Consider the following 13,741-nt stretch of genomic DNA (forward strand, 5'->3'; position numbering starts at 1 on the left):
TCATTATAAATCATTCACTTTCAAATTTAAAACGGTAAATCTTTTTTGCCTTTTTAGAAACTTCCTTTTGTGGAATTAAGTCTTCATGAAAACTCTTTTTCTTTTTATGATTCATTTTCATACTAGAAGGTTTCTTCGTTTCTGTATTTCTTTTTGCCTTTTTATTCAGATTTAGGCTTCTCTTCTTTTTTCTTTCCAGTGGTAGCGAATAAGAACTTTGTTTTAAAGGAATTTGGAATTGAATGTAGTCCTCAATGCTCGCTAATAAATTCAGCTCTTCTTTGCACACCAAAGAAATCGATACACCCTCTTTGTTAGCCCGACCCGTTCGACCAATGCGATGCACATAGTTTTCAATATCCTCCGGTAAATCAAAGTTAATCACATGTGTTATATCTTTAATATCAATTCCTCGCGCCGCCACATCGGTTGCTAAAAGAACTTTTACTTGATTGGTACGAAATCTTTGTAAAGCATTTAATCGTTGTCCTTGTGTTTTATTACCATGAATAGCCAAACAAGGAATCTCTTTTTCTTTTAAGTATTTTTCTAAACGGTCAGCACCTATTTTCGTTCTTGTAAAAACAATAACCTTCTTAGATAAAGCAGAACCCAGCAAATCTACTAAAACTTTTTTCTTACTTGCTTTTTCAGTGTAAATTAAATATTGGTCAATGGTTTCAGCAGTGAATTTTTCCGTTTCAATACGAACCTCTTTTGGATGATTTAAAATGTCCTTAGCTAAAACTTGAATTTCTTTTGGCATAGTGGCTGAAAATAAAGCCGTGGTTCTTTCCTTTGGAATTTGCTTCACGATTTTTCTGATATCAGTGATGAATCCCATATCCAACATTCGATCCGCTTCATCGAGAACAAAGAATTCCACTTGCTTTAAAGAAAATTTACCATGCTCTAAATAATCTAATAAACGACCGGGTGTCGCAATTAAGATATCACAACCACTGCGAAGTGCTTTCAATTGTGGACCAGATGGTACTCCTCCATATATGCAACAAGCTCTGAACCGCATATAGCGACCAAACTTTTTGATATTATCGAATATTTGTGAAGCTAGTTCTCTGGTTGGTGTTAAAATCAAAGCTCGAATCGTATGTTCTTTTTCTTCTGGTAAAGATTGTAAAATAGGTAGTGCAAAGGTTGCGGTTTTTCCTGTTCCAGTTTGTGCACAAGCAATTAAATCATAGCCTTCTAATAGAACTGGAATGGCTTTTTCTTGGATGGGACTAGGTTGTTCATAGTTAGCCTTTTTTAGTGAATCTAATAATGGTTGAATTAGATTTAATTCATTAAATGTCATTTATTACCTCAATTTTCTAACCTGTTAAGCATACTCTATTTATGCCAAAATAGATACTCTAAAGTCTCGCAAAAGAAAATTTCCCGTCTTTTTTATTCTTCCACATACTCCATATGATGAAAGGACAATGAAGAAAGATACATCATTATCAAGGTAAAAATAACAATCATCCCAAAGAAAATCATAAATAAAACATAAGCTGAAAAGATTGAACTTAGCTTATAGGTAATCCAGATAGGAATTGCATACATAATTCCTAATACAATCCATTCTATGTATCCTAGTAAAAAACCAATTGTTCCCAAACGATTCTTAAAAATAGTCGTCACCATTGTTGATACATACATACGATTGCCATTAATTAATAATCCAAAAATCACAATCATGAATAGGTAAGAAAAAGACAAATCTAAAATCCAAAGGCAAGGTATTGATAGCAATAATGCATCCACTGCCATTTTTAAATGATCCATTTTAGTCGCTTCCCACAACTTTTGAAAAGACCTAGCCGGTATGAGATACGTATAAGGATAGCGTAATTCTTGAATCCATTTCGATTGACCGTTAAAACCAAACGTCGATGAATAAATCAAAATTGCCGGAATCACAAACCAACGATATGGGAGTACATTCTTAACAAATTTCGGATCTTGGCGAAGATAAAAAATCAAAGCTGCTATTGCTAGATATAACAAGCTTCGGAAACTAAAGATAAAGAATTTTTTCTTTTTATATTCTAAAAGATGGCGATAAAAGATAGCCTTAGCTCCTTGTCCTTTGTATTGAACACCAGCTTTCTTTAAATTTTTTCCTTTCGTTACCAAGGGGAAACCGTCTTTTTGTTTCGCTTGTTGAACCTTTTTAGCTACTTCAGAAGCGTATTGTTCTGCCTTTTCATAATATTGGTCACTACATTTCATACGAATAGCTATCACGGTCAAGACGATAGCGGATAATACAAACAAAATAGCGGACATAATATTCGCAGTATTCACTTCCACGAAGATGAATTGAACAAAACCGAACTCCCACCCTATCAAAGGAATCCATTTCAACCAAGGACTTTGAATGACAGTATAAAAAGAAGCAAAACTAAAGCCCAAACGTTGGGTATATAAAAGGACCATTACTAAGCTCAAGACCAAAGCCACATACGTAGCTTTAGAAATCTTCTTTAAGTCTTCCTCTTTTAAGCGCTCATTTCCAAAACAAAGAATGATTAGTGATACATTGATCAAGGCAGAAAGGAAGAAATCACAAATTAAATACACTAAAAAACGAAGCCATTGTTCGGGATAAAGAAACATGCCCCCTATACCAATCACTAAAATTGTTAAATACCCCTGTAAAAAGGCTATCAAACCGTTCACAATCAAAATATCTTTTGGTCGAAATGGTCCTTGAAAAACAAATTGTGCATCTGCTTTGGAAAAAATCACCCCTTGTTTCTTTAGATAGGAAAGAACCGTTGGAACTGTTAAATAAAACCCCATCAACGAAACCATCAACATATAACGACTAGAACTGGTTAAACGCATCATTTTCACAAAGTTATTCATTCCATATAACCAAAAACCAAAGATAACAAGCATAAGGATGGTTAAAATAATATTACTTGGTTTAGAAAATGATTTCTTAAGGCGATTGATGAATAAACGAAATTTCAAATCAAAAAGTATTCTCATCGCTAGTCTCCTTTATTTCTGTACTTTCTTCAATAATTGAGAAGAATAAATTTTCAATATCCGAATCACTTTGAGCGTCTTTTTCAAACTCATGAATTACTTTCCCACGGTTCATGATGATTAACACATCCCAAATTTCTCTAATCATTTCCAACATATGGGTACTCAAAAGTATCGTTGCTCCTTGTTCTTTTAATTCTAAAATTACTTTTTTCAGTTCTTTGATGGCATGCGGATCTAACCCCACCATTGGCTCATCCAATAAAATCACCTTTGGTTGAATACATAAAGCACAAAGAATACTTGTTTTTTGCATCATACCTTTGGATAATTCCGAAGATAGTTTATCCAATTTATCACTCATTTCAAAACGTTCAACATAAGCGTTAATCTGTTCATCACTAATTGAGCTATGATAGGCATGACGAATGAAATCTAAATGTTCACGAACCGTTAATAATTCATATAAGTTTGGCATTTCCGGAACATACGCAAATAACTTCTTCGCCTCTAAACTTTTGGCAGGATGATTTTCAATAAAAATTTGACCATCATAATTAATTAAGCCGGCAATCGCCTTGATGGTTGTGGATTTACCAGCCCCATTTGGTCCTAATAAAACCGCCACTTTTCCACTAGAGACTTGAAAGGATACCTGGTCCACAGCAATTGTTTTTTTATAAGCTTTTCTTAAATTCTTTATCTCTAGCATAGAAATCTCCTTTTCTTAATGAATTTATTAGTATTATACCTGTTTTCTTCAAGAAACAAAAAAGCATTCACCATGGAATGCTCTAAAATAATTCTTGTAAATCACTTAATACACGAGAAATATCTTCTTTTGAAAGATTTTTAACACCACAAGCATTCTTATGACCACCACCTTGGTACTTATTCACAACCTCATTGATGGCTACTTGTTTGGAACGTAAAGACCCCGCGTATAAGCCGGTTTCTTTGTCATAAGTAAATAAAGCCCATATCCAAAATTCTTGAATGCCGGAAAAAGTATTCACTTTCGATCTAGCTTCACTTGCGGAAATATTCCATTCATCCAAATCCGCTTGTTCCAAAACCACGTAAGCAATATGATTTTTATACACTTCCATCTTAGATAACAAGAAGGATTTAAACTTCAAAGTCATTAAATCTTGATCAAATAAGCGTTGACTAATCTTAGCTGGTTCTAAATCTTGTTCCAACAAATAGCTGGCAGCTAATAAAGTATCCGCATCCGTGTAATTCGCTGTAAAGTTTAAACTGTCCGTTAGAATCCCCGTGTATAAATAAGTCGCTATTTCTTTGGTTAAAGGATATTCCTTAAGAGTATGGAATAATAGTGTTAATATCTGACAAGTGGCGGCACAGCCTTCTAAGATAATTTTCGTATTTCCATAATCATCAAGAATTAAATGATGGTCAATTTTTAAGATTTCTTTGGCTTTTAAAAAGCGTTGATCATCCACCCTTTCTTGGTTAGCCGTATCCACCACAATCGCTAAGGATTGTTCAATAACTTCATCCTCCACCACATCCAAAGCTGGAAAATCGAATTGGGTGCTGGTTTCAAAACCTAAAGCATACACTTTCTTTTCGGGAAAATAGGTTTTTAACCAAGTATATAAACCAAATTGAGAACCTAAGGCATCACAATCAGGATGCACATGACGAAAGATGCAAATAGAATTGTAGCTTTCAATCTTTTTGACTAAAACAAGTGAGTTTTTAAGATAAAATTCTTTCATAGCTATAAGCCCAATAAACGAACCGTATCTTTAGCAATGACTAATTCTTCATTCGTTGGCACAACATATACTTGCACTTTTGAATCCGGTTTTGAAATCAAACATTCTTTACCATGAATTTGACTATTCAATTCATAATCAATGGATAAGCCCATCCCTTCTTCTAAGCCTTTCAGAATTCTTTCACGGGTGTTGGCATCGTTTTCACCTAAACCGGCAGTGAATGCTATCGCATCCACATGACCTAGTTGCATATAATAACCGCCAATCACATTCACAGCGCGATTGGTATAAATATCCACCGTTAATTGCGCACGAGGATTCCCTTTTTCCACCGCCGCTTGAATATCACGGGCATCGGAGCTAATACCAGATACACCTAACATGCCTGACTTCTTATTTAAATACACATCCATTTCTTCCGGTGTGCAATTTAATTTCTTAGCCATATAGAAAACAACAGAAGGATCAAGATCCCCGGAACGAGTTCCCATCATAATACCACCAAGTGGTGTTAAACCCATAGAGGTATTCACACACTTACCATTTTTAATAGCTGTAATGGAAGCCCCATTACCTAAATGACAAGTAATCATATTCAATTGGTGCACATCTTCTCTCATTAATTCAGCTGTTCTCTGATTGACATATTGATGGGAAGTACCATGTGCTCCATAACGGCGAATTGCATACTTTTCATACCATTCGTATGGTGTCGCAAACATATACGATTCCGGTGTCATTGTTTGATGGAAAGCTGTATCAAAGACAAATACATGACCAATCTTTGGTAAAGCTTCTTTAAACGCCCTATAACAAACCAAGTGAGCCGGATTATGTAAAGGGGCTAAAACGCTTAGTTCATCTACCTTTTGTACCACATCTTCATCGACTACAGCTGATTGATTAAAGTAAGCACCACCTTGGACAATACGATGACCTGCTCCTTTGATTTCATCTAAGCTTGAAACAATCTTCTTTTCCACTAAAGCATTTAATAAAATGTCTACGGCTGCCTTATGATTTGGTAAAGCTAGCTCAAAGGCATCCTTTTGACCATTAAATTGAATGGCGAAAGCTCCCATTTTTTGTCCAATTCTTTCGGCTTGACCGGAAGCCAATACCTTTTCACTTGGCATGTCAATCAATTGGAACTTTAATGATGATGAGCCTGAATTTACTGAAATTACTTTTGTCATATATCCTCCTGTTTCAGTCTTCTAATTGTGCTAATTTTTCCCAAATTTTCGGATTGATTTGTTTTTTTATTTCTTGAAGGACTTGGTTTCTTTTCTCTTTTTTACGATACAAGCCCAAGACTTCTTCTAAACGATCTAGTTCTAAACGAATTCTTTTCAAACGATCATAAATAGCTGAACGAGAAACATCTTCTAATTCACTGATTTCTTGTAGTGATAGATCTTGACGATAATAGTATTGAACCATTTCTTGCTGGCTATCGCTTAAGAGTTCTTCATAGAAATCCAGCAATTGATTGTAGTATAACTTATCGGGCATCTTCTAGTCCTTTGGAAATACTGTATAGATACGACTGTAAATCAAATGGTCGTAAATCTTCTTGTTTCTCACCTAAGCCTAAATAAAGAACCGGTATATGCAATTGATGCTTAATGGCTAAGACAATACCACCCTTAGCAGTACCATCCATTTTTGTTAAAATAATACCGGTTAACTTTGTGCTTTCCGCAAAAATCTTAGCTTGAGATAAACCATTTTGACCGGTTGTCGCATCTAAGACTAGCCAAGTATTATGTGGCGCTCCCTCAATCTCATGACCGGCCACTTTATTCATTTTACTAAGCTCAGCCATTAAGTTTACTTTATTTTGTAGACGACCGGCCGTATCACATAAAAGAATATCCATCTGATTTTCCTTTGCATATCGACAACCATCCACAATCGTTGCACTTGGATCACCGTTTTCTTTGCCGGCAATCACTGGTATGGATAAACGATTTCCCCATTCCTGAAGCTGTTCAATTGCCCCCGCACGGAAAGTATCCGCTGCTGTAAAGGCTACTTTCTTACTTTGTTTCAGAAAAGAATAGCCTAGCTTAGCTGTTGTGGTTGTTTTACCAGAACCATTTACTCCTTCTAATAAGAAAACCGTTGGTCCATTTTCATTGAATTGAATTGGCTTATCTTCCACTTCTTCATAACACTCTTGCATCGTTTCAATTAAGAAATTCATCGCCCAATGAAATGTAATGGATGGGTATTCTTTACACTTAATCTTTAGTTGTTCACAAATGTAATCAGCGGTATGAATACCAACATCGGCTTCTAATAAAATAATCGTTAATTGTTCTAAAAAGGCATCATCTACCCCTTTGAAATGGTACTGCATTTCACCTAGCTTATTGCCAAAACTTTGATTGGATTTTTTAAAACCGGATAAATAAGTAGCTTGATCATCTTTCTTACGAAAAGTAGCTTTTAAACTATCTAAGAAACTCATTGTTCATCTCCTTTTGCGTTATCATCGCTAAAGTGCATCGCATCCACTAGGTTAACCTTTAATAAAGAAGAAACACCTTGTGCTTGCATTGTGACACCATATAGAATATCTGCCTTTTCCATAGTACCTGGACGATGTGTTACCACTAAGAATTGGCTCTTATCAACATAATGTGTTAAGTATTGAGCAAAACGAGATACGTTTGCGGGATCTAAAGCCGCTTCCACTTCATCTAAGATAACCAATGGAATGGGTTTTACCTTTAAAATCGCAAATAATACCGATAAAGCAATCAAACTCTTTTCACCCCCCGAAAATAACATATTATTATGCACTGTCTTTCCTGGTGGCTGAGCAAAGATTTCAATGCCTGTTCCTAATAAGTCATTGGGATCTTGTAGGCGCAAGAAAGCTTTACCACCACCATAGATAGCACTGAAGGTTTCACCAAAGGCTTCATTCACCTGTTCAAAGGTTTCTTGAAATTGTGACTTCATCACATCATCCATTTCATCTACTGCCTTTAACAATTGCGAAATAGAAGTTTCAATCTCTTGAATATGTTTTTCAAGGGTTTCATAACGCTCGTTTACTTCAGCATATTGCTCCGGAGCATCCATATTGATGTTACCAAGGGCTTCAATTTCTTGACAAAGTTGTTGCACTTCAGCTTCTTCTTGTTTGAAGTCTTGTACATCCACTTTCTTTTTTGCAAACTGGTAGGTCATCTTATATTCCGATGATAAGCGCTGTAAGTTGCTTTCTAATTTCGTCTCTTGTTTGGACTTTTCAATTTCTAAACGATGACTATCTTGTTGAACATCATTTAGTTCAGAACGCTTTTGACGTAGCTTCGCTTCTTTTCTTTCCAGTTGGTTTTCTGCTTGATAACGTTGTTCACGAAGAGCTTGAATCTTTTTCGTTACTTCATCACGAACTTGATAGGCTTTATTTAAATCAAAGATAAAGGAAGGTCCTTCTTCACTTTGCTTTTCTTGCTTACCTAAGCGTTCTAAATCTGCCCAGTATTTATCCATTCTCGCTTTCTTAGCTTCTACCACCGGCACTAAGGAAGCTAATGCTAGACGATTTTCTTCTAAAGTAGAAGCCGCTTTTCTTCGATTAGCTTCAGCTTTTTCATAGTTTCTTCGGGCAATTTCTTTCTTCGCTAATAAAGCATCTAGATTTGCTTGTAGAGTATTAAATTCTTTTTTGATGGTCATTAGATTTGTTTCTTGCTTCAAACGACCACCCGTCATTGAACCACCACGATGAATCACTTCACCATCTAAGGTCACAATCTTGTATTGGCGATGCACCAACGCCGAGATTTCATTTCCTTTTTCAAGATTCTCAACAACAAGAACATTCTGTAATAAAGCATCAATAACCGCTTGGTATTTTGAATCAATTGTCGCATAATCACTGGCTAAACCTAAGTAGCCCTCTTGGCTTTGAAGGATAGTTAAAGCTTCTTTCGATACATAACGTGCTTGACAAACGTTTAATGGTAAAAAAGTACAACGACCTGCTTGATTACGCTTTAAGAAATCAATCGCATGACGAGCAGATACCTCATTATTCGTTAAAACCTGATTAATAGCACCACCTAAGGCTGTTGAGATTGCTTCTTCATAATTTGGTATAACTTGGAGTAATTGCCCAATAACACCAATAATACCATCTAAGGAAGCTTGATGTTCAACTATCGTTTTTAAACCAGCATTATGGTTAAAAGGATTCTTTTGAAGTTGTTCTAAAACTTGTAAATGATTTTCTAATTTTTGGCAACGGAAAGAAGAAATGTCCAATTCATTTTTATAATCCAATAATTCCGTTGAAATGGAAGCTAATTGGCTTTGACTCAATTGAATAGCTTGTTCATACGCTCTTTGGCGACTTAAACGATCTTCATATTCTAATTTAGCATTTTGGTAAAGATGTTGTAGTTCTTGTTGCTGTTGTTCTAAATTACCAACTTCTAAAATATACTTACTCTTTTCTTCCCACTCACTCTTTCTTGCCTCTAGGGAAACGATAGAATTATTAGCGTTCATCAACCGGTCCTGCAACTGTTGAACACGGTGGTCCATTTCATGAATTTCTTTACGCCAAACTTGAATTTGACTTTCACCTACTTCAATATCGGTTTGGCAGACAGTTTTTTTGGTATTGCTATCAAAGAGTTGTTGATCCAAAGCTTCTAAATTTTCGTATAACTGACGAATAGAATTCACTAATACGGCTATCTCAATCTTTTGTAGACGTTCTTTTTTCTGGCGATAGAGTTCAGCTTTCTTGGCTTGGCGCTTCAATGGATTGACTTGTTTCTCAAGTTCCGCAAGAATGAAACGATTTTGTTCTAAATTTTGTTCACCGCGTTCTAAACGAGATAAGGTTTCTAGCTTTCTTTTCTTATATTTCGCAACTCCAGCCGCTTCTTCGAAAATACTTCTTCTTTCAAGGGGCTTACTTTCCGCAAAAGATAACACATTACCTTGCGAAATGATGGATAAAGAATCTTTTCCTAAACCTGTATCTAGGAACAAATCTACAATGTCCTTTAAACGCACTGGTCGACGATTGATTAAATAATTGGCTTCCCCACTTTCTCGATATAAACGACGAGTGACTTCCACCTCATTTTCTTGACGATTTAAAATATGATTTCGATTATCAAATACCAAAGTAACTTCAGCCAAATTAACCCTACGACGATTCGCAGAACCCGCAAATATAACATCATTCATCTTATCGCCACGCATACTTTTAGCACTTTGCTCACCTAAAACCCAACGAATCGCATCCGTGATATTCGATTTTCCACAACCATTCGGTCCAACAATTCCCGTAATAGAGTGGTCAAATTCAATAATGGTTTTATCCGCAAAAGATTTAAAGCCTTGCATCTCTACTCTTTTTAAGAACATGTAACTCTCCTACAATCTAAGTTATTATACCAAAATTCCTATATCTATGCTGAAGATATTGCGAATTTAAATGGTAAGTCTTCATTATTGGTAGGAATAAAAAGGAGGACTTCTATACTTTGGTATAAATAGTCCTTTGATGACAACAAGGAAAATCTTCCTTGTTGTATGGTCTTTATTTAATTTTTAATCTTGGTTGCTTAAAAATCTCCTGCTGTTTTCTTTTTCTAATACCCAACAGAACAAGTAAACTTCCTGAAACAAACATCAACCAAGCGTATAAGAACAGATTGGTTCTATCTTCTGTTTTTGGTACGGTTTTATTTGGTGGTGTTGGTGGAGCTTCTTTCTCGTTAGTGATGGTGAAACCGTCTTTCATGCTTCCTCTGTAACAACTTGTCAAGGACTTTCTAATCATTTTTATCGCCTTTTTGATGTTTTTCTCTCTCCATTTCTCTAAGCATTATGCGTTTTAATTTGTCTTGCATGGTTTCAGTAGCACTTTCATTAAAGTGAACGACAACCTCATAAGTTACTTTCCCAATCTTCTTTATCGTCTTTGTTCCTGTATTATTTTTTTGCATATCATCATTCCTTTCATTGCAATAAAAAAGCGATTAAAAAAAAGCGATTAAAATTTCTATTTCTTAATCGCCTTGTATCTTCAATATTTAATTTTATTCAGCTCGACAAACTGGGATTTGCATTAATCTGCTAATCAAGCCATATACTGTACAAGCTAATTACTTGCTGAAAATCTCACACTAAAAATATCCAGAAAGAAAATAACATGCATAAACATATTTCATTTATATCCCAGACTTTTGCAGCCACTTCTCAAGTTGTTCTATGGATATATCAGAGGATAGAATCAAGGTATCTTCATGATTTTTATCACCACATAGGAGAATACCTTTTTCTCTCTTAAAGAACATGCTCAACCACATAATAAAGTTAGCATAATCATAAATTCTGTTATTGAAATTAAAATATTCTATGGCAAAGGTAGTTCGCTTTCTATCCATTCTCAAGGTAAATCGATAGTGAGCTGAATAATTTTCCCAACAAATATCATAAGAAAATAACTTATTATTGCTTATTTCATTTCTTCTTTTTTAAGTAACGTTCAACTTCTGATACAACCACAATCAGAAATGCATATTATTGTTCCGATGTCAAAGTTACCTTTTTAACTCCTTCCCAATAGTTATATTTTTCAAAGCGAACCCTTATATTTTTGTATGAAACACCTTTCGTTCGTTCTTCGCTATTTTTCGGTGGAGAGATTTTAAGTGCCTTATATGGATCAATCCACTCTCTTCGTTTATCAAACTCAAGTTCAATCGAAGTACTACCAATAGATATTGTTTTTGAACCTGTTATATCAGCTTTTACTATTATTGCGTCGTATAGAGAACAAGGGGAACTTGTTAAGTTTTTTGCCTGCAACTTTATATTTACATCATGATAATTGTCTGTACTTTCAAAAGTATAAATATCGCTCATTTCTCCCGGTTTTAAAATGATTTTTTTAAGTTTTTTTGCATCGAAATCTTTAGGCTTTAACCCTTTATAAAGACAATCTTCAAATGTATCCCCTCCTAAAGAAAATGCACGCCCTGTACTTGCTTTAAAAACAAGACCTTTTGAACTTTGGCTTTGAGTTTTTATTTTAGAAGCAAGCTCATTATAAATTTCCTCATAAGACTTTATGGTTAATTTTCTATTTTTTGCTTTACAAATATCAAAATATTTAGTTTCGGATTCAACATCTCCCTTTAACGTGATTCCGCTAACGTTCAGCCTTATATCAAGCAAGCCGGTATCAACGATGATAGGATATTTTGCAGAAATAAAATCAATAAATTTTACCAATTTATCATAGGATATTTTTAATTCTTTAAGAGAGCTTACTTTTGTGCTATATATAAACTCCGGATCTAAATATTCAAGTTTATCTGTGCCTAAATCCTTTGATGCTTTGAATTTCTTGATTGCGTGTTCGCTAAAAACTTCATTAAAATCGCTCCATATATAGGGCGATGTAAAGGGTTGATGTGATACGGTCACCGTAAATTCAAGCTTCGGATATTGCTTGAGTTTCACAAGATAGTGATGTTTATGTTTAAAATCTTTTTGAATGGTGTAAGACTCTTTTCCATATACCTCATTAAGAAATTGCATGATTTTATTTTCATCTTCTTTTGTATGTGAACAGCCGGTTAACATCATCACAATAATTCCAATAATAACTAAACCAAAAGCTAAAATATATTTTTTCATCAATAATCACCTTAAAAATTGTTTTACAGATTCTAATTTATACCTCGTCTTTTCCAAACGCCTAATTCATCTATGAAAATGTTGCAATGATTCTTAAAATTTCAATATTCCCATTTTCATCGGTTTGAATATTTACATTTTGATGCGACCAAAATCCGGTTTTTGGCTTGCCATTGTAACTCAAGTTGTATTCACCAACCTTACTGTCTACGGTTGGATTTGCAGGCAAAATTGAAGCTCCTCCATTTAATAAAGAATCTAGCCATTTCTGAGATACTGATTCTAAGAGATTGATTTCATCGAATTTCATTACTAAATTCTCATCTTTTATGTTTTTGAAATGATCTTTGTCAATATAGATTTCTTTTACGGGTGACTTATTTGTCACTTTCCCACTCTTTGCAACGAAAGCCATTCTCATTATTTTATGATTACCTCTTGTATAAATATCGTAAAATTTTTCTTCTTTGACTCCATTGAGATATGGATTTTCTACATATTTAAGAATCAAACCGCTATCTTCTATTTCCTGATAACTTGTATGTCCTGCTGTAATTGTAGTATTGCCTATCTGTAACTTTGGAGATTTTGGTGGAAACCCAATAAGCATATAAGTAAATAATGAACCGAGCCATAAGGTAAAGATTAACAGGATTATGAAAATATCATGCTCCGGCTTTTTACGAATTTTTACTAAAGCAACCAGTGGCGGAGCTACTATCATGCGTGCCCATATTGGACCGATATCTACTTTTATCACGAAAATTAAACATAGAATAAAAACTAATAAGTATAACAGTTGTATAATTTTCGGTGCGGGTCTATCACTATACGAATCATATGCTGCAACATTAACACGCTTTAGATACGCAGCCTTAATCCAGCGATAGGATACAAATAGAATTGCTGTGAAGACAAGCCACATTCCTATTATTAAATACAGAAATACCCAATTAATCATATTAATCCCACACTCCTTTAAAAATTGAAATATAATATTTTTTTGTATTTTTTAACTTATCTTCCAACCTATCATTCCTTTTGATTTTTCTAAATAGAATACTAGTGTCTTTTCCATTTTTTCTTTCCATAATCGAAATGTACCCCTTACCATTATTTCTTCTTCATTGAATACAATGTACTTCTATATGTTTTATCTCACTTAGCGGAATGTTTCTTTTCCCAAAAAACAAGGCATTTTCTCTTAAATCTGTATTTAATATATTTATACTGAATAGAATTTCGAATGTCTGATTTTATCATAACCCTACTTCCTGCCTTTATTTCTTCTCATATTCTTT

Annotated in this window: 12 protein-coding genes; all 12 read right to left on the reverse strand. The window is 34.5% G+C overall.

Features of this window, described 5'->3' with window-relative positions:
• Positions 1-10: 10 nt before the first annotated feature.
• Entirely contained in the window at positions 11-1,318 is a 1,308-nt protein-coding gene (locus K7I92_RS00200) for a DEAD/DEAH box helicase (RefSeq protein ID WP_220281599.1), read from the reverse strand.
• Positions 1,319-1,410: 92 nt separating this feature from the next.
• Positions 1,411-3,003 carry a putative ABC exporter domain-containing protein gene (locus K7I92_RS00205; protein ID WP_203245671.1) on the reverse strand — a complete coding sequence of 531 codons (1,593 nt, stop codon included), beginning with the start codon at positions 3,001-3,003 and terminating at the stop codon, positions 1,411-1,413.
• The gene (locus K7I92_RS00210) at positions 2,987-3,715 is read right to left on the reverse strand and encodes an ABC transporter ATP-binding protein (protein ID WP_220281600.1); all 729 of its coding nucleotides are present in this window, start codon (positions 3,713-3,715) and stop codon (positions 2,987-2,989) included. Before K7I92_RS00210 ends, K7I92_RS00205 begins: the two co-directional genes overlap by 17 nt.
• A gap of 82 nt (positions 3,716-3,797) precedes the next feature.
• A complete protein-coding gene (locus K7I92_RS00215) occupies positions 3,798-4,748 on the reverse strand; it encodes a bifunctional oligoribonuclease/PAP phosphatase NrnA (protein ID WP_220281601.1) in 951 nt (316 codons plus the stop codon).
• Between the two features lie 2 nt (positions 4,749-4,750).
• On the reverse strand, positions 4,751-5,947 hold the full coding sequence (locus K7I92_RS00220) for an acetate kinase (protein ID WP_220281602.1): 1,197 nt from the start codon (positions 5,945-5,947) through the stop codon (positions 4,751-4,753).
• Between the two features lie 13 nt (positions 5,948-5,960).
• Positions 5,961-6,266 (reverse strand): hypothetical protein, encoded by a 306-nt coding sequence (locus tag K7I92_RS00225; RefSeq protein ID WP_220281603.1) that lies wholly within the window; start codon positions 6,264-6,266, stop codon positions 5,961-5,963.
• The gene (gene ftsY / locus K7I92_RS00230; protein WP_220281604.1) at positions 6,256-7,227 is read right to left on the reverse strand and encodes a signal recognition particle-docking protein FtsY; all 972 of its coding nucleotides are present in this window, start codon (positions 7,225-7,227) and stop codon (positions 6,256-6,258) included. Before ftsY ends, K7I92_RS00225 begins: the two co-directional genes overlap by 11 nt.
• Complete coding sequence (locus K7I92_RS00235) at positions 7,224-10,157, reverse strand: AAA family ATPase (protein ID WP_220281605.1); 2,934 nt, start codon at positions 10,155-10,157, stop codon at positions 7,224-7,226. Before K7I92_RS00235 ends, ftsY begins: the two co-directional genes overlap by 4 nt.
• 175 nt (positions 10,158-10,332) lie before the next feature.
• Positions 10,333-10,536, reverse strand: coding sequence for a hypothetical protein (locus K7I92_RS00240; protein WP_220281606.1), 204 nt, complete (start codon positions 10,534-10,536; stop codon positions 10,333-10,335).
• Between the two features lie 31 nt (positions 10,537-10,567).
• Positions 10,568-10,741: a transposon-encoded TnpW family protein gene (locus K7I92_RS00245; protein ID WP_203245663.1), complete on the reverse strand. Its 174-nt coding sequence runs from the start codon at positions 10,739-10,741 to the stop codon at positions 10,568-10,570.
• Between the two features lie 577 nt (positions 10,742-11,318).
• On the reverse strand, positions 11,319-12,440 hold the full coding sequence (locus K7I92_RS00250) for a hypothetical protein (RefSeq protein WP_220281607.1): 1,122 nt from the start codon (positions 12,438-12,440) through the stop codon (positions 11,319-11,321).
• Between the two features lie 70 nt (positions 12,441-12,510).
• Positions 12,511-13,401: a hypothetical protein gene (locus K7I92_RS00255; protein ID WP_220281608.1), complete on the reverse strand. Its 891-nt coding sequence runs from the start codon at positions 13,399-13,401 to the stop codon at positions 12,511-12,513.
• Between the last annotated feature and the right edge of the window lie 340 nt (positions 13,402-13,741).

It is taken from the genome of Bulleidia sp. zg-1013, assembly GCF_019798045.1.
Classification (GTDB): domain Bacteria; phylum Bacillota_I; class Bacilli_A; order Erysipelotrichales; family Erysipelotrichaceae; genus Bulleidia.

What these genes read in the sequence shown, in the direction of transcription:
- K7I92_RS00210 (WP_220281600.1), bottom strand. Translation starts at nt 3,715, where the DNA reads ATGCTAGAGATAAAGAATTTAAGAAAAGCTTATAAAAAAACAATTGCT.
- K7I92_RS00245 (WP_203245663.1), bottom strand. Translation starts at nt 10,741, where the DNA reads ATGCAAAAAAATAATACAGGAACAAAGACGATAAAGAAGATTGGGAAA.
- K7I92_RS00215 (WP_220281601.1), bottom strand. Translation starts at nt 4,748, where the DNA reads ATGAAAGAATTTTATCTTAAAAACTCACTTGTTTTAGTCAAAAAGATT.
- K7I92_RS00255 (WP_220281608.1), bottom strand. Translation starts at nt 13,401, where the DNA reads ATGATTAATTGGGTATTTCTGTATTTAATAATAGGAATGTGGCTTGTC.
- K7I92_RS00250 (WP_220281607.1), bottom strand. Translation starts at nt 12,440, where the DNA reads ATGAAAAAATATATTTTAGCTTTTGGTTTAGTTATTATTGGAATTATT.
- K7I92_RS00205 (WP_203245671.1), bottom strand. Translation starts at nt 3,003, where the DNA reads ATGAGAATACTTTTTGATTTGAAATTTCGTTTATTCATCAATCGCCTT.
- K7I92_RS00220 (WP_220281602.1), bottom strand. Translation starts at nt 5,947, where the DNA reads ATGACAAAAGTAATTTCAGTAAATTCAGGCTCATCATCATTAAAGTTC.
- K7I92_RS00235 (WP_220281605.1), bottom strand. Translation starts at nt 10,157, where the DNA reads ATGTTCTTAAAAAGAGTAGAGATGCAAGGCTTTAAATCTTTTGCGGAT.
- K7I92_RS00200 (WP_220281599.1), bottom strand. Translation starts at nt 1,318, where the DNA reads ATGACATTTAATGAATTAAATCTAATTCAACCATTATTAGATTCACTA.
- ftsY (WP_220281604.1), bottom strand. Translation starts at nt 7,227, where the DNA reads ATGAGTTTCTTAGATAGTTTAAAAGCTACTTTTCGTAAGAAAGATGAT.
- K7I92_RS00240 (WP_220281606.1), bottom strand. Translation starts at nt 10,536, where the DNA reads ATGAAAGACGGTTTCACCATCACTAACGAGAAAGAAGCTCCACCAACA.
- K7I92_RS00225 (WP_220281603.1), bottom strand. Translation starts at nt 6,266, where the DNA reads ATGCCCGATAAGTTATACTACAATCAATTGCTGGATTTCTATGAAGAA.